The sequence below is a fragment of the Parabacteroides sp. KHUB-02 genome (assembly GCF_056640955.1).
In genome coordinates this window covers 4,439,704-4,458,763 of the sequence record NZ_JBWQEV010000001.1, presented here as the reverse complement: position 1 = coordinate 4,458,763, position 19,060 = coordinate 4,439,704, and the positions used below count along the sequence as shown (strand labels likewise).

18 protein-coding genes are annotated in these 19,060 nt (G+C 46.6%); 6 read left to right on the top strand and 12 right to left on the bottom strand.

What is annotated here, in order from left to right; all coding sequences use genetic code 11:
- Nucleotides 1-8: 8 nt before the first annotated feature.
- Genes ACYIA1_RS18745 through ACYIA1_RS18730 form a run of 4 tightly spaced genes read right to left on the bottom strand, consistent with a single transcriptional unit; the run spans nt 9 to nt 6,169 of the window.
- Nucleotides 9-1,370 (bottom strand): efflux transporter outer membrane subunit, encoded by a 1,362-nt coding sequence (locus ACYIA1_RS18745; RefSeq protein WP_004312631.1) that lies wholly within the window; start codon nt 1,368-1,370, stop codon nt 9-11.
- A complete protein-coding gene (locus ACYIA1_RS18740) occupies nt 1,371-4,484 on the bottom strand; it encodes an efflux RND transporter permease subunit (RefSeq protein WP_005822092.1) in 3,114 nt (1,037 codons plus the stop codon).
- Nucleotides 4,481-5,599, bottom strand: coding sequence for an efflux RND transporter periplasmic adaptor subunit (locus ACYIA1_RS18735; protein ID WP_004312628.1), 1,119 nt, complete (start codon nt 5,597-5,599; stop codon nt 4,481-4,483). Before ACYIA1_RS18735 ends, ACYIA1_RS18740 begins: the two co-directional genes overlap by 4 nt.
- Nucleotides 5,600-5,614: 15 nt before the next feature.
- A complete protein-coding gene (locus ACYIA1_RS18730) occupies nt 5,615-6,169 on the bottom strand; it encodes a GNAT family N-acetyltransferase (RefSeq protein WP_004312627.1) in 555 nt (184 codons plus the stop codon).
- Between the two features lie 281 nt (nt 6,170-6,450).
- Here ACYIA1_RS18730 and ACYIA1_RS18725 point away from each other — a divergent pair, with 281 nt between their 5' ends.
- On the top strand, nt 6,451-7,542 hold the full coding sequence (locus tag ACYIA1_RS18725) for a sensor histidine kinase (RefSeq protein WP_433741555.1): 1,092 nt from the start codon (nt 6,451-6,453) through the stop codon (nt 7,540-7,542).
- A complete protein-coding gene (locus ACYIA1_RS18720) occupies nt 7,523-8,278 on the top strand; it encodes a LytR/AlgR family response regulator transcription factor (RefSeq protein ID WP_004312625.1) in 756 nt (251 codons plus the stop codon). Before ACYIA1_RS18725 ends, ACYIA1_RS18720 begins: the two co-directional genes overlap by 20 nt.
- 220 nt (nt 8,279-8,498) lie before the next feature.
- Here ACYIA1_RS18720 and mobA read toward each other — a convergent pair whose 3' ends face one another.
- The 3 genes from mobA to ACYIA1_RS18705 all read right to left on the bottom strand — a co-directional run bounded on the left by mobA (nt 8,499) and on the right by ACYIA1_RS18705 (nt 10,177).
- Nucleotides 8,499-8,933 carry a conjugal transfer protein MobA gene (gene mobA, locus ACYIA1_RS18715; RefSeq protein WP_004312624.1) on the bottom strand — a complete coding sequence of 145 codons (435 nt, stop codon included), beginning with the start codon at nt 8,931-8,933 and terminating at the stop codon, nt 8,499-8,501.
- Between the two features lie 279 nt (nt 8,934-9,212).
- A complete protein-coding gene (locus ACYIA1_RS18710) occupies nt 9,213-9,680 on the bottom strand; it encodes a DUF3408 domain-containing protein (protein WP_004312623.1) in 468 nt (155 codons plus the stop codon).
- A gap of 260 nt (nt 9,681-9,940) precedes the next feature.
- A complete protein-coding gene (locus tag ACYIA1_RS18705; RefSeq protein WP_005822095.1) occupies nt 9,941-10,177 on the bottom strand; it encodes a hypothetical protein in 237 nt (78 codons plus the stop codon).
- A 65-nt stretch (nt 10,178-10,242) separates the two neighbouring features.
- On the opposite strand from ACYIA1_RS18705, the gene ACYIA1_RS18700 reads away from it, so the two are divergent.
- Both ACYIA1_RS18700 and ACYIA1_RS18695 read left to right on the top strand, forming a co-directional pair.
- Nucleotides 10,243-10,554 (top strand): helix-turn-helix domain-containing protein, encoded by a 312-nt coding sequence (locus ACYIA1_RS18700; RefSeq protein WP_004312622.1) that lies wholly within the window; start codon nt 10,243-10,245, stop codon nt 10,552-10,554.
- 46 nt (nt 10,555-10,600) lie between these two features.
- On the top strand, nt 10,601-10,906 hold the full coding sequence (locus ACYIA1_RS18695; RefSeq protein WP_005822096.1) for a helix-turn-helix domain-containing protein: 306 nt from the start codon (nt 10,601-10,603) through the stop codon (nt 10,904-10,906).
- Nucleotides 10,907-11,196: 290 nt separating this feature from the next.
- On the opposite strand, the gene ACYIA1_RS18690 is transcribed toward ACYIA1_RS18695, so the two are convergent.
- The 3 genes from ACYIA1_RS18690 to ACYIA1_RS18680 are packed head-to-tail and all read right to left on the bottom strand — an operon-like array spanning nt 11,197 to nt 14,104.
- Nucleotides 11,197-11,619: a virulence RhuM family protein gene (locus tag ACYIA1_RS18690; protein WP_004313907.1), complete on the bottom strand. Its 423-nt coding sequence runs from the start codon at nt 11,617-11,619 to the stop codon at nt 11,197-11,199.
- Between the two features lie 21 nt (nt 11,620-11,640).
- Nucleotides 11,641-12,861, bottom strand: a complete 1,221-nt coding sequence (locus tag ACYIA1_RS18685; RefSeq protein WP_004313906.1) for a site-specific integrase — start codon at nt 12,859-12,861, stop codon at nt 11,641-11,643.
- A gap of 13 nt (nt 12,862-12,874) precedes the next feature.
- A complete protein-coding gene (locus ACYIA1_RS18680; protein WP_004313905.1) occupies nt 12,875-14,104 on the bottom strand; it encodes a site-specific integrase in 1,230 nt (409 codons plus the stop codon).
- A 150-nt stretch (nt 14,105-14,254) separates the two neighbouring features.
- Here ACYIA1_RS18680 and ACYIA1_RS18675 point away from each other — a divergent pair, with 150 nt between their 5' ends.
- Complete coding sequence (locus ACYIA1_RS18675) at nt 14,255-14,566, top strand: tyrosine-type recombinase/integrase (RefSeq protein WP_480336231.1); 312 nt, start codon at nt 14,255-14,257, stop codon at nt 14,564-14,566.
- A 103-nt stretch (nt 14,567-14,669) separates the two neighbouring features.
- Here ACYIA1_RS18675 and ACYIA1_RS18670 read toward each other — a convergent pair whose 3' ends face one another.
- The gene (locus ACYIA1_RS18670; protein WP_122143914.1) at nt 14,670-15,032 is read right to left on the bottom strand and encodes a PD-(D/E)XK nuclease family transposase; all 363 of its coding nucleotides are present in this window, start codon (nt 15,030-15,032) and stop codon (nt 14,670-14,672) included.
- Between the two features lie 160 nt (nt 15,033-15,192).
- On the opposite strand from ACYIA1_RS18670, the gene ACYIA1_RS18665 reads away from it, so the two are divergent.
- Nucleotides 15,193-16,560, top strand: a complete 1,368-nt coding sequence (locus ACYIA1_RS18665) for a fimbrial protein (protein ID WP_005867551.1) — start codon at nt 15,193-15,195, stop codon at nt 16,558-16,560.
- An 857-nt stretch (nt 16,561-17,417) separates the two neighbouring features.
- Here ACYIA1_RS18665 and ACYIA1_RS18660 read toward each other — a convergent pair.
- Complete coding sequence (locus ACYIA1_RS18660) at nt 17,418-18,782, bottom strand: fimbrial protein (RefSeq protein WP_480336229.1); 1,365 nt, start codon at nt 18,780-18,782, stop codon at nt 17,418-17,420.
- Between the last annotated feature and the right edge of the window lie 278 nt (nt 18,783-19,060).

The window sequence follows — 19,060 nt, the reverse complement described above, 5'->3', positions numbered from 1 at the left end:
CTTACGAATTAAAATCGTCCTCCTCCCAACGCGTGATAAAGTTTGATTACACTTTGTATGCGTTCAAAACGAGTTTGCAGCTGTTGCACTTCCGCTTCAAGGAGAGATTGCTGGGCGGTCAATACTTCCAGATAGGTAATATTGGAATGACGCATCAGTGATTCTGTTTTCCGCACGGCATCGCATAATGTTTCCACCTGCCGAGCATTGATTTCAAGTTGCGATTTCGCAGTCTGCCATGCGGTCAAAGCATCGTTTACCTCTTTGCCTGCGTTCAACAAAGAGTGTTGGAACAGTAACTTCGCTTCTTCCTGGCGGATTTGGGCAGTCTTCAGGTTGGCGATGTTTGCGCCTCGATTGAACAAGGGCTGTGTCAGGGAACCGATGGCATTGAGCAACCATTGTCCGGGATTGGTGATTATACCGCCACCGTTATTGGTCCATCCAAGTGTTCCCGAAAGGGTGATATGGGGGTAGAATGCGGCACGTGCCGCATTGGTTGTGTAGAACGCCTGCGCCAGTTCCATTTCTGCCTGACGCACATCGGGACGGTTGGAAAGTAACTGCAAGGGGACTCCGATAGAGACGGTATCGGGGAAAGCTGCTTCGACCAGATTACTTCGTGCTATTGAGTGTGACGGCATGGCAAGTATTGCAAACAAGGCGTTTTCTGTTTCGGAGATGCTCTTGCGGATGGATAATAGGGACGATTCGAGCTGCATCACGTTCGCTTTTGCCTGCAATACACCGGCTTCGTTTGACTGTCCGGCTTTTTTCAATGCTTCGAGAGTGCGCACGGTAGTCTGCCAGTTTTCAAGGGTGCGGTGGCTTATTGCCATTTGCGCGTCGAGCATGGCAAGGGTATAGTAACTGTCGGCAATAGTGGCGACAAGCTGAGTCTGTACGGCTTGCCGGTAATCACGGCTTCCTTGCAAGGCGGCAGCGGCACCACGTTTTGCAGCTGTGAGGTTGCCGAAGATGTCCAGTTCCCAGCTTGCTGTCGCTCCTGCATTATATGTCTTTGCCGTTGCTCCATCGTGCTTGCCGGCATTACCTTCGGCATTCAGTCCGAGTGAGGGTAGATAGGAGAGTTTAGCTGTCAGCAAGGCGGAGGCTGCCGCTTCCACCCGTAGCCGTGCCACATTGAGGTCTGTGTTTCGGTCAAGTCCTGTTTCAATCAAGGACTGAAGTTTAGGGTCGGTAAACATTTCCCGCCACGACAGGGAGGCCAGAGTGGTGGTATCGGCGTCTGCCGGAAGGGTGCTATACAGATTCTCCATCGAGAGGTCGGGGCGATGATACCGGCTGTACGTGCCACAGCCGGTAAGCATCCATCCTGACAATATGATATATATTGCTGTCTTTTTCATTTAATTATGCTTAATACGTTCTTGGATATATTGGAAGACGATGAACAATGAAGGCACGAGGAACAACAGAGCCAATGTACCTACAATCATTCCGCCGATTACACCTGTGGCAAGCGAACGGCTACCGTTGGCACCCACTCCGTGAGCCAGCATCAGCGGGATAAGGCCGAACACCATAGACAACACGGTCATCAGGATGGGGCGCAGACGGACTTTTGCCGCACTGTATGCCGCTTGTGCCAGTGTCATGCCTTCCGACCGCCGCTTGCCTGCATATTCGGTAAGCAGGATGGCGGTCTTGGCAAGCAGGCCGATAATCATAATCAGACCGGTCTGCATGTAGATGTTGTTCTCCAGACCGAAGAGCCATGCGAACAGGAAACTGCCCATCAACCCGCAAGGCACTGCCAGCAGAACCGCAAAGGGAATAAACACGCTTTCGTACAAGGCACACAGAATCATATAGACCAGGACCATACAGAGCAGGAATATCAGCGTGGCATTGTTGGTTGTCTTGCTCTCCTCGCGCGAGATGCCGCCAAACTCGTAGGTGTAATTTGCCGGGAGAACCTTGCGTGCCGTCTCACTGATGGCTTCGAGCACCTGCCCCGAACTGTAACCCCGGGCCGGAGACCCATTGATGGAGATGGCATTGAACAGGTTGAAGCGGGTGAGGTCTGACGGACCGTTGGTCTTGGTCAGACGCACGAACCGGCTCAACGGTGCCATGCCGCCATCAGAGGTGCGTACATAGATATGATGAATGGACTCTGCATTCACACGGTATTCCGCCGGAGCCTGCATGGTGACGTGGTAGAGCTTGGAGAAGCGATTGAAGTCGGAAACATATTGTCCGGTATAATAGCCCGACAGGGTGGAAAGCACCTCTGCGGGCGACACTCCCGACTGCTCGCATTTGGCGGCGTCGATATCCACCCAGTATTGCGGATAGTCTGTGGCAAAGGAGGAATAGACTTCGCCTATTTCGGGCCGCTGCGACAAGGCCTCGACAAACTTGTCCGCCTCTTTCTTGAAAGCGGTAATGTCTCCGCCTGCCTTGTCCTGCAAGTAGAGCTCAAAGCCGTTCCCCATGCCATATCCGGCTATCATTGGGGGCGACATGGCAAACACCGTGGCATCAGGGATGTCGGAGGTGGCGGCATAGATTTTTCCGATGACGTCGTTGACCGACTGCCCCTCTCCCTCACGCTGTTCCCAGTCTTTGAGTGTCACGAAATACATGGCCTGCGACGGACCGGAACCGCTGAAAGAGAAGCCGGCAACCGCACCGTTGTATTCTATCTCGCCGATACTGTCGAGGCGGCTGTTGATGCGCTCCATCACCTTGACGGTCTGCGCCATTGACGTGCCGGGCTTCGTATTCATGCTCACCATGACCGTTCCGGTGTCTTCTTCGGGGATAAGGCCCGTCTTGGTGGCGTTGACCAGCAGCACCAGCAATACAAAGGACACTGCTATAGAGCTCCACATCAGCCACCGGCGGTGGAGGATGAACATCACTCCACGCACATAGCGTCGGCTCAGACGGTAGAAAACGGCATTGAACGCCTTTCGGAAACGGGCTGCAAAGTTGTCCTTTGTATTGCCGTGCTCGTCGATATAGGGCTTCAGCAACAGGGCGCAAAGTGCCGGTGAGAGGGTGAAGGCATTGATGGCCGAGATGCCCACGGCAACCGCCATCGTGATGCCGAACTGCGCATAGAAGGCTCCCGAAGTGCCGCCCATCATGGCAACGGGAAAGAACACTGCCATAAAGATGATGGTAGAGGTCAGAATGGCCGATGAAACGTCTTTCATGGCATCATCGGCCGCAAGCACCGCCGACTGGTAGCCCTCATCAAACTTCGCCTGCACCGCTTCCACCACCACGATGGCATCGTCGACCACGGTGCCGATGGCAAGCACAAGCGCAAACAGGGTGAGCAGGTTGATGGAAAAGCCTATCATGGACATCACGGCGAACGTGCCGATGATGGAAACGAAGATGGATATGGCAGGAATAAGCGTTGACTTGATGTCCTGCAAGAATACATATACCACTACGATAACCAGCAGTATCGCCTCCAGCAAGGTGCGGATGACCGAGCGGATGGAGGCATACAGAAACTTGTTGGTGTCGGTAAGCACTACGAATTCCGCTCCTTCGGGCAGGTCACGGTCCAGTTCGTGGAGCACTTCGTGAATCTCGTTGATGGTGCTCGACGCATTGGACCCTGCCTTCTGGTTTATCATCATCATGGCTGCCGGATGGCCGTTCACTTGGGAGGAGTAGTTGTAGTATTCATCGCCCAGCTCCACATCGGCAACCTCTTTCAGCCGAAGCACGTTGCCACCCGGCAAGGACTTGACTACCAGTTCGCCAAACTCATCGGCACCGGACAAGCGTCCGCGGTACTTCATTGTGTATTCGTTGGCCGTGGGGTGATTGGCACCGAAGGAGCCGGTGGCGGCTTCGATGTTCTGCCGCGCGAGTACGGCGGATATGTCGTCGGGTATGAGCCCGTATTGCGCCATACGGTCGGGCTTCAGCCAGAGGCGCATGCTGTAATTGGAGCCGAACAGTTGCGCCTTTCCCACGCCGCTGATGCGCTTCAGTCGCGGTTCGACATTGATTTTCATGTAGTTGTTCAGAAACGTCTGGTCGAAGCGGTCATCGGGCGAGTAGAGGGCAAAGGTCAGCAGCTCGGCATTCTGCTGCTTTTCGGTGGTGACACCGGTCTTGGTGGCTTCTGCCGGAAGCTGGCTCAATGCGGCGTTCACACGGTTCTGCACGTTCACGGCTGCCATGTCGGCATTGGCTCCTTGCTTGAAGTAGATGTTGATGGAGGCGTCTCCCGTGTTCGATGCCGTGGAGGTCATATAGGTCATGTCTTCCACGCCGTTGATGGCTTCTTCCAGCGGCACTATCACGGCTTTCTGCACGGTTTCGGCGTTGGCTCCGGGATAGGATGCCCATACATTGATGGTGGGCGGGGCGATGTCGGGATATTGCTCCACCGGCAGGGAGAACATGGCGATGACGCCCAACAGCACAATCACCACCGAGATAACGCCCGAGAACACCGGGCGGTCTATAAAAAATCGTAGCTTCATTTCGTTTCGTCTTTAGGGGTTATGCTCATGCCTTCTCTCACCAGTCCCACGCCTTCGGCGATGAGGGTGTCGCCGACCGAGAGACCTTCTTTTACGATAAACCGGTTGCCATCGTTCAGGCGGTCCACCGTGAGATAGGCAGCTTCCGCCCGTCCGTTTTTCAGTCGGTAGGCGATGATTTTGTCTTGCAGTTCCACGGTGGCGGTCATGGGAATGGTGATGGCATCCGTTTGGGGGTTCCGAAGGACGATGTTGCCGATGCTGCCGCTCAGCAGTTCGCGTTCGGGATTGGGGAACAGGGCTTTGATCTGCACCGCTCCGGTCGCAGGGTCCACCACACCGCTTACGGTCTCGATGCGTCCCTTCGCTTTGTACAGACTACCGTCGTTGAGTTGCAGGCTCACTTCCGGCATCTTGGCTATCAGGCTGTCAATCGAGCCGTAGCGAGTGGATAGGTGTCGCAGCATGTTTTCCGACACGGAGAAGTAGGCATACATCTCCGCATTGTCGGACACGACCGTGAAAGGCTGCTCCATGTTGGGACTGACAAGCGCACCGATGCGGTAGGGCAATGTGCCTACCACGCCGTTACTCGGACTTTTGATTTCAGTATAAGAGAGGTTGTTTCGTGCATCCGCTTCCTGCGCCTCGGCCTGTTGGAGTTCGGCAAGTGCCACAGCTAGTTGGTTTCGGGCAAGAGAAAGGTCGTATTCGGATATTACCTTCTCATCAAACAAGGCTTGCTTACCTTGCAGTTCGATTCGTGCCGTTTCCGCTTTTGCCCGTGCTGCGCTGACATTAGCCAAAGCTGTGCGTAAGGCTGCCAGATAGGGTGTTTGGTCTATCACTGCCAGTACTTGCCCTGTCGTCACCCGTGTGCCCTCCTTCACGCATAGACGCGTGATGCGGCCGGATATTTGCGGCATGATATCCACATCTTGTCGCCCGCGGATAGTGGCGGAATAAGATTCGGATATTTCCACCGGCATGGACGATACTGTTATGACCCGATAACTCGGTACCGCATCCTGCTTACCGTCCTGCTTGCATCCAGTCGACAGAAACAGCATGACGGCAAATGCGGCGAAATTAATGATAATGAATCGCTTGTTCATATTCTTTTCTTGTTCTTAATTATTCGTAATTGATTTAGCACTGATTGAATTCCATTCTTTTTTTAGAATGGAATAAACACGGGTATCTTCATATTTCGGGGTGCCGTTAGGATTGTTTATAAATGTCACAAATTCCTTGAAGCATCCTTCGCGGCGCATACCAAGGCGTTCGCATAAGCGTTTGGAGCGAATATTGTCATCTTCCACAAATCCATAGATACGCCGTGCACCCGCCTCCCGAAAAAGATAATCCAACAATCCGATAACCGCTTCACGAGCTAATCCTTTGCCCTCAAAACGTTTGTTGAAATGCCAGCCCACATTGTAAGTATCTTCATTTTCACGCAAAACGAAAACATCACCGATTATAAAGTCCTCCTTTTTCAAACTCACTGCATAGCGTTGCATATCTTTTTGGGAATACTGCATATATACGAATGCCGCCTCTTCAGAACAAAGGCGGTCGGCGGCAAAGCAATTCACACGAGGATTTGAAAGATATTCCAAAAGTCCAACAACGTCTCTCTTTTGAAAGTCTCTGATTACAAGACGTTCTGTTTCAATTTTCATACACTTTTTTTTGAGATGCAAAATTATACCCCTATAAAAGTTCTTGCAATTCAAAGAGTATCGAAGCGGATAAATTAAAGTCCGAACTATCCAAACTGACAGTTAAGACCGAAAAAAGGATAATCTTTCAAGTGCAGATCGGTTTTAACAAATACAATGTGTATTTCACCAATAGTTATTATCGTTTCGATAGTAATTTTATCCGTTTCAGCCTGTTTATCCTATCAACCAAAGGAGTAAAGCCTTATCTTTGCCGAATCAAGAGTAACTTTGCACCCGATATGACCCAAGTGAAAATGAAAATAATGAGTTGGAAGAACGGCCTGTTGCTATCTGCCGTCTCCTATGTATTCTACCTTGTCATGTGGTTTATACTCGATGACAAGACCATCGACCAATTGCCGGGAATGACAATCGCTGATTACATGGTCGATTTTCTGCTGTGTATGCTTTTTACCTACATATCCTTAGGATTCTGTTTTCTGGTCTTCAGGGTATTGCCGTTCAGGACATCCTACGTGTGGGGAATGGTCTATGCATCCTGCCTAATGGCACTGAACAATATCGTTGCGTTCGGTATGATAACCTTGTTCAATTTCCTATGGGACGAAACCGACAACGGGCTTCTCGACGAACTCCTCAACATGAAAGGCGCATACACCTTTGCCATGATATCTACCTTCCTGTCAAGCGTCTATGCCAACTCCTTCTACCTTCAGTCTTACATCAAGGCGCGCGACGAGAAACAAGCACTCGAAATGGCGCTGATGAAGGAAAAAGAGATCGCCTTGCAGTCGCAACTCAACTCGCTGAAACTGCAAATCAACCCGCACTTCATGTTCAACAACTTCAACAACCTGCTGGAACTGATTGAGGGAGATACCGAGCTTGCCGGAAAATTCCTGAGTAACCTATCGAAAGTGTACCGATACATCATCACCAATCTGGACCGCAATCTGATACCCGTTGCCGACGAAATCAAGTTTCTTGATTCATACTTGTATTTGATGAAAGTACGCCACAACGAAGGGGTCATTGCAAAAGTAAGTCCGGGCGTCAGACAATGCAAAGGTTTTCTTCCTCCGGCTGTATTGCAGCTTCTTGTAGAAAACGCAATAAAACACAACAGCTTTTCATCTGAACATCCGTTGGTTATCAACATAAAGTTGTCCGATGATTACATAACCGTCTGCAACCTGAAACGACCTTTGATGTCCCCAATCGAATCAACCGGTTTAGGACTTAAAAATATCATAGAACGATATGCTTTACTTTGTGATAAAAAGGTCAAGATAGAGAATGCCGAAAACTTCTATTCGGTAAGTCTGCCCATCATAAAAAACATCAACCCTTATGAAAATACTGATTCTTGAAGACGAACAGCGCAATGCCAAACGCCTCATAAGGCTGCTGAACGATATTGACAGAACATTTATTGTTGAAGGTCCGCTTGCCAGCATCAAAGAAACAGTCGAATTCTTTCAATCTGGCAAAACCACAGACCTCATCCTTGCTGATATCCGGCTAACTGACGGTTTGAGTTTCGAGGCTCTTAAACATGCCCAGGCAACCGTTCCCATCATATTTACCACCGCATACGATGAATATGCAGTACAGGCATTCAAGTTCAACAGTTTTGACTATCTTCTGAAACCGCTGGATCCGGATGAACTTGAAGCGGCCATTGACAAGGCAGTCAAAGCCGGAAAGAATTATACCGACGAAAACTTGCAACAGCTTTTTGACGCCTTACAGAAGAGCAAGTTCCGTTATAGGGAGCGTTTCCTGCTTCCTTATCGTGACGGATATAAGACCGTGCGAGTTTCGGACATCAACCATATCGAAACAGAAAACAAGATTGTACATCTTCGTCTCAACAATGGCACTTCCGAAGTGGTCAATGTGTCAATGGATGAACTTGAACACCAACTGAACCCGGACTATTTCTTCCGGGCAAACCGCCAATATATCATCAATGTAGAGCACGTTTTGTTCCTCGGTAATTATTTTGGAGGAAAGTTGATTGTCCGTTTGAAAGGTTATCCGAAGACGGAAATACAAGTGAGCAAGGAAAAGGCGCAGAGGCTTAAAGAATGGATTGACAGGTAGACTATTCTTGCAAAAAGAGTATCAAATATATTTAGTTTGTAAATCAAGTATCTAGATTTCTATTTATCAGTTAGAAAGCCAGATACTTGATTCTACTATATTTTCATCCCTTTCAGTTAGTTCTTATTCTTAACAGATGTCCGACAATGACATGGTCGGCAATGAAGTTACCCGTCGGACTTCGTTCACTTGCCGAACTGCGAACCAAAGGGACATCCAGCTATACCATAGAATCATCCCGTCTTTGTTGCCACTTAGCCTCCATTTCTCTTGAAAGCTCCATTATCTCCCGGCTCAGCTTCACAAGGTCGATGGTGCACTCCTCCAGCTTGTAGAGCAACGCCATCGCCTTCTTCTCCGAGAAGTGGATGCGCAGCTCCTTGACGACCTGATTGTAGTTCGTGCCTATGCCACGGAACTGGGCATGGAAATCCGACAGCTTGGTGTAGTAGTCCACCAGCGTCTTGTCCACTTTCAGCACCTTGAACTTCTGTCCGAAGAAGTGCGCCTTGAGAAAGACGGCTTTCGCGTACACGTTAGATTCCTCGTACATCGTCAGGAATCTGTTCCATTCCACATCATCGAAGCGCACCATCACGCAGTGCGTCTTCGGGTTCAACTTGGGATTTCTCCCGTACTTGCTCTTCTTTTTCATACTTCTTATTTTTTCAATTTTATGGCTTGTCCATTGTTTAATCTTTGATTAATGAACCCCGAAATTATCCGACTGCGGAGGATAATTCTGCCCACGGCGGTGAAGGTGTTTTCAGTTACTTAGAATTATTCGGGTAACTGAAAATATATCTTGCTATGTCTTTGAAGACATAACAATCCTCCGCTTGTCGGATTGTTTTCCGAGTGTAATCACTCATCTTGGGTATCGGTTAAGCCGATGAAGTGTATTCACCAGCCTAACCGACTTTCTGTAATCCCGTCAGAGCTTGCGCCACTGCTCGATGTCGTTCCGATAGGTGTCGAGGTGCAGGCGGACGAGGTTTTCAATCAGCCCCGATGCGCTCATACCCTTTCCTCCGAGGAAGCGGACAACCCTGTCCAGTTCGTCACGCACCGTCTCGCTGACAAACACGGGCTTGCGGTTGATAATCTTGGGGACTTGGAGATAGGTGGCGCGGTACTCCTCCAGCGACAGCCTGCGCTGCTTGCTGCTGACACGCTTCTGCGGCATTGCTGTTTCCCCGACCGCCTCACTTGACGGTTCATCCGCCATAGCGGTCTCCGTTTCTTCCGTGACGGTCTTGCCGGGCTGTTCCGGCTCATCCGGCTCCAGGCCGATACGCCTGTAGATGTCATTCATCGACTTGGGAGTGTAGGATTCCCTGCGTCCCATCTTTTCCACGATTTCACGAGCCTGCTGCTCTGTAATGCTTGGTTCTCTCTTCATTGTAAAAAACAAATTGATTAAGTTATTAACTGTGGTCTTGGTAAGCACCTCGACCGATTATCGGGAGCAAAGTAAGATGCTTCAGTGCAGTCTGTCAAGCACTTGGGTTCTCTTAGGCAATTTTGTATGGTTTTGCTTTATGGTGATAGAAATAACGGTGCAGACTTCACCGTTTTGCCGGATGTATATAACCGAAAGGGAAAAAGGTTTAGTTACGGGTGATTTTGAATTAAGCTCTTATTTGGGCTGTGGTGTCCTTATTAAATATAGGAATTAAGGGCTAAGGACTGGGCGGATTGGGCAATCGGTGAACCATGCCTGTGCCAACCTCTACCACCCTGTGCCACTTGCTGCCAGACCAAATTGAATCCATTGCCGGATGCCGGATTATGTATTTCTTTGCGGGAGAAGGAATGATAGCCGCCAAAGGAAAAGTCGGTATCACGGACAATGACTACCGTATCAGCGCAACATGCTACCACTTCCGGGAAACCCATTGTCAAGTAACGGATTATACATTCCTTTGCGGCATAAGAAACAGTAACAACTAAAAAAAGACAATATGGAAATCGTATCAATCGAAAGAAAGACCTTTGAGGAGCTGGTCGCCAAGTTCGACCGCTTCGTCTGCCGTATGGATGCCATCTGCCATCGGCACGGCGAAAAGAAAATGAGCGAGTGGATGGATAATCAGGACGTATGCCGGATGCTCAATATCAGCCCACGAACCTTGCAGACGCTTCGGGACAATGGGACTTTGGCATACAGCCAAATCAACCACAAGACCTATTACCGTCCCGAAGATGTGCAACGTATCGTCTCCATCGTGGAGGACAGACGGAAGGAAGCAAAGTTCAAAGGCAGGACAATCTGATAACCGAATAGAGTAATGACAATAATTCCACTAAATCCAGAGTAATATGAACGAACTGATTAACAAAGACAACGAGTGGATAATCCACTTCATGGGCAGTCTTGACCGTCTGCTGGACAACGTAGAGCATCTGACTGCCAGCTACCGCCCGACACTGAACGGGGAGCGTTTCTTCACGGACAAGGAGGTGTCGGCACGGTTGAAAGTGAGCCGCCGAACACTTCAGGATTACCGCAACGAAGGGCGGATAGCCTACATTCAGTTGGGCGGCAAAATCCTCTACCGAGAGTCCGACATCGAAAGGATGCTGACTGACAGCTACCGTACCGCCTACCGACAGACGGCTATCTGATTTTCTTGAAAGAGCGCAGTTTGCCGTCTGCCCTATGTTTGCGACAGCAATGGTACAATAAAAAAGGAACGGCTTACGGATGAAGCATCAATGTTTAGCTTCGTCTGTAAGCCGTTCCTTCTCTTTCTTCTGATTTCCCGTCAGTCGCTTGTTTCCGTTGCCGGATGCCCAAAATGCGTGTGGTTGGCAGGGGCAAGGTTTTCGGGCTGAATACGCTCAACCCCGTTGAGGAAGATTCTGCCCGAAACGGCTATGCCGCCCGACCTTGCCAATGCTGTCAGAGCCACACGCTACCTTTGCATCCGTGCATCGGGAACAGGTGGCTGACGGGAAGAACCTCGACTATACCATAGGTTGCCATTCTTACCATAGGAAACAAACAATGTAACCGGGATTCCTTTCTTGGTGGTGCAGATTTCATTTATTACGAACCGCCTGAACAAAAGGGTCTCTTTGCTACATATTCTGAAAGCGATGGCTATAATCATTTCAAAATTATACACATCATAACTGATGCCGTCAGTTTGCTTGATATACTTCATCGTATCAGTTTCGTTCAACTCTTTGTTCTTGTAAATTGCCTGTATCATCTTGCGGATATTGCAAGAGAACACCCCGAACAGGTCGGCTATCTCGAACTGGGTCATCCACACTGGGGCTGTCGGTACGGTGACCGCTCCCATTTTACTGATTGTTATTATTTCTCTGCTCATAATCCCTTTATTTTATGATGATTATATACTGTTTTCTTTCTTTTCGCCAGCCGATATTTTCTTTCTTCGCTCCATCAGTTTGTCCATGTCTTTGGAGATTTTATCATCGGTTATCCGTGCATACCCCTGAGTAGTTCTGATGTTGGAATGTCCCATCATCTTGGCGATGCTCTCAATCGGTATATCCGCTGAAATCAGGAAAGTTCCGAAGCTGTGCCGACTTTGGTGATAGCTCAGATTTTCCTCCTTGCCTATGGCAACACCCATCTCGTGGATGTCAAACCAAAGTGAATCACGGCTTGGGAGAGGAAACACGGGCTTCTCATCATCGGTTGTGTTGTACAACGACAATATCTGTTCCGCTATGGGATGTAAGGGTATGAAAGCCTCCACCTTTGTCTTCTTGCGGTTGATGCGGATATACCGTCTGCCCTCCGCATTCGTCCCGATATGATGGGGATGAAGAAGTTTGATGTCCACATACGCCAGTCCCGTCAGGGTCGAGAAGATGAAAGCCCGTCTTGCCAGTTCCATACGCTTGTCATACATCGGGGTGGAAAGTATCTTTTTGAACTCATCGCGGCTGATGTACCTGTGCCTTGCCTCCGGCTTCGGTTCATACTCCAAGTCCTCGCAGGGGTTCACACGGATAATCTCCTTATCGACTGCCAAATACAATAAACGATTAAGCCAGCACATACATTTGTTGGTTTGGGAAGAGCTGAAATTCTTGCACTTCTTCAGGAAAGCTTTATAGGACTTGCCAAAATCCTCCGTCACTTCTTCAAGAGGAATTTCCTTTTTCCCGATTGACGCTATAAAGTCCGTCAGGTATTTCTGATAATACATGGAGTGACGGTAGGAAGAAGTGGAATCTATTTCCTCGGAATGTTTCTTCAACCGCTCCCGTTCCCATTCACCCATTTGCAATAAGGTAGTCGGATGGATATTATTCAGGGAAATATGGTTCTTCAACATTTCCGCACTGACCACTCCTTGCGATTTAAGTATCTCGGTATAGGCTTCCTCAGTCAGACGCAGGTATTCCCGTAAGCGGTTGTTCTCCCTGACGGTCTTTATCTCATTCTTCCTGCCGTTCCAGTCTTCGGGGCGGCAATAGATACCTGTGCTTATGGCGGTCTGCTTGCCGTCAATGGTTATACGGCAGAGTACGGCGGTCGTACCGTCAGCCCTCACCTTGCTGCGGTTAATATATGGCAATAATGAAAATGTGCTTCGCATATTGTTGTTGGATTTATAGGGTTAGTTTGAAATCTTGTGTCGCCTCTATGAACTTGTCCATATCCTCGAAGAGTTTTTTCGGACTGACACGGGCATATACTTGAGTGGTGGAAATGTCGGAATGTCCCAGCATCCGGCTGATGGTCTCAATCGGCACACCCGCTTCGAGCGTTATCAGCGAGGCGAAACTATGCCTCGCCTGATGATAGCACAAATCATCCTTGATGCCAGCCAATGCCGCCAACGCCTTCATGTGTCTTCTAAGATTAGGCCAGCGTAGTAAAGGGAACAATGTGTCCCTGTCCTCACTGTGATACTTTTCAATCAGTGCAATCGCTTCGGGAAGCAACTTCACGCTTGCCCGATGTTCGTTCTTCTTCCTGCGGTATTTCAGCCACAACGCTCCGTTATCGTCCGTGTACAAGTTCTCATCGGTAATGGATATCACATCCGCATACGAGACCCCGGTATAACACCCGAAGAGAAACATATCCCTTGCCAGTATGTGAGATTTACGATGCGGTTCAATTTCCACATCACGGATTTTCTCGAACGATTCACGGCTCAATGCCCGTGGGGTTTTATCCGACTGCTTGGGCAGGGTGAAATGCTGGAAATGGATTTTGTCTGCATAGCCTTCCTTATAAGCCAGACGGCATATTTTTTTCAGTATGGCAAGGTGATGTCGGACAGTATCTATTGCATAACCCTTATTCTCCATAGCGAAAACCTGATAGTCATGGATGAACTGTTCCGTAAGCTGCCCAAATGCTAAATCCTTGACCTTGTACTGATGCCCAATGAACTCACCAAGTGTCAGACGCATATAATGATAAGTCGAGTAAGAAGTTTTCGCACGGTCAATACCAATACGGGCTTTGAGGTCGTCACAGACAACATCAGTCATTCGCATGAGTGTCATCTGCGTTTCCATACTTCCTTGAAAATGATTCTTCACATCGGTGGCATCGAAATCCATTTTACGGCTCACAAGGTTGTCAAAGGCGTTGTTTACCGCCAACAACAGTTTCTCAATCTTGGTGTTGGTTTCCACCGCCTCCTTGCTCTTGCCATTCAGACGGCTTTCACAGGGATTCCACAGTTCGGGAGGGCATGACAGCTTGCATCCGAACTGCGCCATCGTGCGGTTGACGGTAATGCGTCCCATGATGGGAGCCTTGCCCGACTTGTCCAGTCCGCTCTTTTTGAGGTAGAGCAGCACCTTGAATTTTTCTACTTTCATACGCTTATATTTTTAAGTGCAAATTTACTTGCCATATAAGCGTCCCTTGATGCGCAAAACACTGTGTATTAACGCAAACAAAACGGTGGGGATTTCTTTTCATCGCTTTCCGTTACCTGTTCCCGTTTCGGTAACTGCCCGGCTAACGGTTTGGTAACTGAACAACCTCAATATTCCGTTGTCGTTTGCATTTTTTCAACTTCGCAAAATACCGAAATATCGCTTATTCCTAACGGTTTACGTTTAATCTATACCTGTTCGCTGTTGCTTGCTTTGCCGTGTATATTCCACGTAAGCCGCCATACTTTCGCCACTCTTTCACTAGCTCTTGGCATTGACTTGTATACAGTATGTAAATTACTAGGACACAAGAACATCATCTCCACACAAGTATACGCGAAAATCATCGATGCTAGTAAAAGACAGGCAATAGACCGGTTTAATGGCGTATTAGACGCATGAGACGGATATTACTTCAGATTCGTATGGCACGGATCAAGAAAGATACTTCTCCCCAAGATCCGTGTCATCCGCTATAGTTTCAGTCCGCAACTGGCTTATCAGATCAGAGACTTTGTATTATTTCCAACGAAAGCCCCGTGCATTCGGCGATTAATGAAAGATCGACACCGGCTTTCTTCATGTTACGAGCGTTGCGTAGGGTAGCCAAACGCTCACCTTCTGCTTTACCTTTTGTTTCCGCCTCCTCCACGGCGTACTCCATCGTGGCCTTCCAGTCACGGTAGATCTTCAGATTCTCATCGTACGTCGCACGCTCCTTGGGGGACAAGGCATTCACATTCGCTACGTCGAGCAAGCGTCGGAAGTATGCCTCTTTTTCTTTAAATGGGGACATATCAAATAGATTCATATTCTTCAATACATAAATTGTTTTTTCCAACGGAGTCTCGCCCTGACGGGAGATCATACGGCAAATGTAATAAAAACCTCGATTAAAGAAGTAACGTTGAGGGTAATTAATACTACTGAGTTGTTACTTCCCTTCACACAACAAAAGCCTAATCAACTAAAGAACACCCCCCTATAACCATTCCCCAATAGAACTTAGAAATTTATTATTCGGGACAATGATCGCTTGCGCATTTGCGGCGTGTTCAAACGAGGATGATCCTATCCCTAGCGTGGATCCGACACCTACACCGGAAGCAGGCACCGCTGATCTTACGATTGTGGTGAAAAACTTAACAAAGAGCACACAGACAAAAGCCGGCGAGGATGAGAACGCCAAGGAAGGCGAAGCTAAGATTTATAATTTATTTGTAGCCCTTTATAATGAGGACGGAACATTCTTACAAGTTAGTGATCTTACAGCTAATGAGGATGAAGAGGTTACTGATTCAAACAATGAGATTCAGTTTAAGGGATTAAAGGCTGGTGCTTCTTATCGTGCTTTGGCTTTCGCGAATGTTCCAAAGGATGCTCTTACCGCAACCGCTAACTCTTTTGAGTTGACATCTGCTTACTATGTCTTTTCCGGAGAAGGAGCGAATGGGTTACCTATGAGTAGTGGTATTAGCCCTAAATTCACTCTTGCCGAAGGTGAAAATTATTATGGTTACTCAAACACTACAGGAGGACACAGTATTGAATCTGGAAAACCTTTAGGATTAATTAGAAATGTGGCTCGTGTGGAATTGAATGCCCTTGATTTGGATATGACTAAAGTCAAGGTTGATGGTAGTCAAAAATACAAATCAGGAACGATTAAGTTTGTGCCTAAGGATGTTTTTGTATTACATGGTCGTACAAAAGCTAAGGTGGCAGACCAAAGCCAAAGTAATACAGAGTGGTTCAATCTGCCAGATAAGGTTTGGGGTAATATTGCCGCTACTTATGAAACTGCTGATGGAGATGATTATTATTCCGGGACTAACTCTAGTAACTCATTCGGCCGTTTTGCTGGAACTGTCGATGCTGCTAATTATATAAAGGCATTGAGTACAGCAGAAACAACATATACTCAGAATTGGGAAGATGCTACTATTTCCGGAGATAAAGCAATTACTCTTGCGAACTCTTTATATTTTTATGTGTTGCCTAATAATCAGACAGGAGCGGCCAGAGAACAAGAAGATCCGGAAGAGGAAGATCAAGCTTTCGTCCTGGATAAAACAACTTTGGCATCCGAATTGGTTGTCAGTGGTGAAGTTTATATAAAAGCTATAATGAATGATAACACATCTTGGACATTTGGTAAAGAGGATGCTCCTGTCTTGCGCTATTGGCCGATAAAGATTGGTCTCGATGGATTGGATAGCGAAAACATGTATTACGGTCAGGTACATAGAAACGTGGTTTATCAGATTTCTGCTACTATCGCCGGTAATGGTTATGCAGATCCTACGCAGCCGAAGGATGATCCTACAGCCGACTTGTTTGTTAGGACAATGGTCATGAATTGGGGTACAGCTACTCAAGCTCCTGTTATCGAATAATACTTATTCTTTGAATAATAATCAAAAGGCATTCTCTATCAACAGGGAATGCCTTTTTTGTTATAAATATAATATGTCAATGCCCGTTGGCAAAGTTAGAAAGTCAAAAGATTTATGTTTAAGAAGTTGTTCTCTCCGGACACGCCCCAGATGCCATTCTATGTGTAAATAATCCAAATCATCTACCATATCTACCATTATTTATGTAATCTTTTGATTGTAAATAATTTATCTTGTGGTGGTAGATAGTGAACATCTACCACTACAAACTTCGATCTACCATCATTAGGTTACCGGAAAGATTAGCACGAACAATTACTACTAACGATAAATAATGTATAACATTCTGTATTTCAATAAATAATAGTTTTTTGCATAGAAAAACAAAAGTTTTGCTATAGAGAAACTTTTGTTTCTTTAGTATGAAATAAAAGTTTCTTCAGTATGAAACCACTAACTTCACCTATTGAAACTCTTATTGGCTTTAATCCCTTTGTCTGTCTCTTATAAAATCGTATAATACTAAATATACGAGTCCGCAAGCTTGGGAAGTGATTTTTTTGCGTTTCCCATTAAAACATGGTAGATGCAGAATGAAAATTGTAGATGTTATTCCATCTGCAACCACTATATAACATATTTATTTACAATAAGTATGAGGTTGAATTGTAGATATTGTAGATATTCTCATGAAATAATATTCCGGCTCTTAGGTTCAAGACATATGGGATCGCCATCATAAGGAAAAGATAGTAAATTTTGTAGTCTCCGGATCAATTTATAACCAGAATTATACATGCAAAAAAGGCACTCCCGATAAAAGGAATGCCTTTTGGACGTTATTCAAAGAATAGATATTATTCGACAACTGAAGATTGATTTGCGCTACCCCAATCAAGCACCTTTGTCTTAACAAACAACTCAACAAAGTCTGTTGGAGGAACAGTAGGATCATCATATCCTCTACCGGCTAAAGTTGCGTCAATACTGTAAATTATATTACGATGGATCTTTCCATCCTTTAAATACTCAGCCGTAGCTGCTGCCATTTCATTCGTCGCAGCAATTTTAATAGGCCAATATGCTGTTTTCTCCGCATAGTTGTATACTGCATCACTTCCGCTCTTTTTAGCATTTTCGAGCTTATAAGTACCTTTAACTACAATTTCAGTTGCAAGATCCTCTGGTTTGAAATTTTCAGCACCATTCATTTCACGAGCAGCCTTAACTTGGGGATTTTCGAACACATAGAATTTAGGGGCGATTGTGATAGTCGCAGACACACCATCTTCAGTTGCGATATCCTGTACCAATGCGGTGGCTGGTAAACTGGCCTTGTATCCTTCAATAATAGGACCTCTCATATTCGTAAACATAGCGTCATCATTCACGAAATCTCCTCTATAACCTGAAGCATAATCTGTAGCATTAGCAGCATAAGTTGCGGACACATTACCCCATACGGTATTGCTAACGACATTCCACCAGCTATTGTCATTACCCATATCTGCTGCATTGGACTTCGTCCGCCCATGCATGATGAATACACATTCTGGTACAATCGTCGCAATTCCTTCAACGTATACATCTTTTGCAGCTCTAGTCATGTCTAAGCTAAGTCCCGTAAAATCAATGCGCGCTACATTTCTTATCAAGTACAAGGGATCTGCTACAAGAATATGTTCACCTTCTCCCGCTGTTTTAGTATATCCATAATAGTTTTTACCTGCTTGTAAAGTGAATGGATCAGACAAACCACTACTCATTGGTAAATAGTTTTCTGCGAATCCGGCAGCTGGCATCGTATATACAGGAGATACAAAGTTGTCAATTGTTGTACCAGCCAGTGAGATTTCAGGCATATTAGCAAATGCGATAGCACGTAATTGCGCACCTTCTGTCAGTCCGGCAAATTGAACCTCATCATTATCCGCAGCAGCATCCTCATTGGCAATATCAGAGGTTGAAGCGACAAGCGCTCTAGTTTCAGCATCATAAAGAGCAACTGTTAAGTTTGTAATTTTAGCTTCATTTTCAGTCTGTGTCCCCTCCGCTGCAGCTTTAGTCAAACTTCTAGCCACATTTTTCACAGAAATAGTCAGTGTTGCGTTATTTTCCCCTGTTTGCGGTTGATCCGGTCCTACGATAGGATCATCCTCGTTTGAACACGCTGCGAACACGCAAGCGATCATTGTCCCGAATAATAAATTTCTAAGTTTCATATACATATAATTTTATGAGTTAATAAATCTTTTATATAAACCTTTCTTTCTCAATTGCTTTTTAAGTTTTCAGTCACATAACAAGAACTCTTTGTTCAAATCTTCCCCATGACCAATCTGTTGTTCGTTAATGACATTGCAAAGGTATTTGGACGATAAAAAAAAGTAAATAGGTGTTACTTTCATAAATAAGAGGTAAAACTATAAATTTTCATTCGGGATATTTTCGGGCTGATTAGCACCGTTGTAAGGCTATCAAAAAGAGGTTGAAAAATATC

Coding starts and splice junctions, on each gene's coding strand:
- ACYIA1_RS18745 (WP_004312631.1), bottom strand. CDS start 1,370: ATGAAAAAGACAGCAATATATATCATATTGTCAGGATGGATGCTTACC.
- ACYIA1_RS18740 (WP_005822092.1), bottom strand. CDS start 4,484: ATGAAGCTACGATTTTTTATAGACCGCCCGGTGTTCTCGGGCGTTATC.
- ACYIA1_RS18735 (WP_004312628.1), bottom strand. CDS start 5,599: ATGAACAAGCGATTCATTATCATTAATTTCGCCGCATTTGCCGTCATG.
- ACYIA1_RS18730 (WP_004312627.1), bottom strand. CDS start 6,169: ATGAAAATTGAAACAGAACGTCTTGTAATCAGAGACTTTCAAAAGAGA.
- ACYIA1_RS18725 (WP_433741555.1), top strand. CDS start 6,451: ATGACCCAAGTGAAAATGAAAATAATGAGTTGGAAGAACGGCCTGTTG.
- ACYIA1_RS18720 (WP_004312625.1), top strand. CDS start 7,523: ATGAAAATACTGATTCTTGAAGACGAACAGCGCAATGCCAAACGCCTC.
- mobA (WP_004312624.1), bottom strand. CDS start 8,933: ATGAAAAAGAAGAGCAAGTACGGGAGAAATCCCAAGTTGAACCCGAAG.
- ACYIA1_RS18710 (WP_004312623.1), bottom strand. CDS start 9,680: ATGAAGAGAGAACCAAGCATTACAGAGCAGCAGGCTCGTGAAATCGTG.
- ACYIA1_RS18705 (WP_005822095.1), bottom strand. CDS start 10,177: ATGGGTTTCCCGGAAGTGGTAGCATGTTGCGCTGATACGGTAGTCATT.
- ACYIA1_RS18700 (WP_004312622.1), top strand. CDS start 10,243: ATGGAAATCGTATCAATCGAAAGAAAGACCTTTGAGGAGCTGGTCGCC.
- ACYIA1_RS18695 (WP_005822096.1), top strand. CDS start 10,601: ATGAACGAACTGATTAACAAAGACAACGAGTGGATAATCCACTTCATG.
- ACYIA1_RS18690 (WP_004313907.1), bottom strand. CDS start 11,619: ATGAGCAGAGAAATAATAACAATCAGTAAAATGGGAGCGGTCACCGTA.
- ACYIA1_RS18685 (WP_004313906.1), bottom strand. CDS start 12,861: ATGCGAAGCACATTTTCATTATTGCCATATATTAACCGCAGCAAGGTG.
- ACYIA1_RS18680 (WP_004313905.1), bottom strand. CDS start 14,104: ATGAAAGTAGAAAAATTCAAGGTGCTGCTCTACCTCAAAAAGAGCGGA.
- ACYIA1_RS18670 (WP_122143914.1), bottom strand. CDS start 15,032: ATGATCTCCCGTCAGGGCGAGACTCCGTTGGAAAAAACAATTTATGTA.
- ACYIA1_RS18665 (WP_005867551.1), top strand. CDS start 15,193: ATGATCGCTTGCGCATTTGCGGCGTGTTCAAACGAGGATGATCCTATC.
- ACYIA1_RS18660 (WP_480336229.1), bottom strand. CDS start 18,782: ATGAAACTTAGAAATTTATTATTCGGGACAATGATCGCTTGCGTGTTC.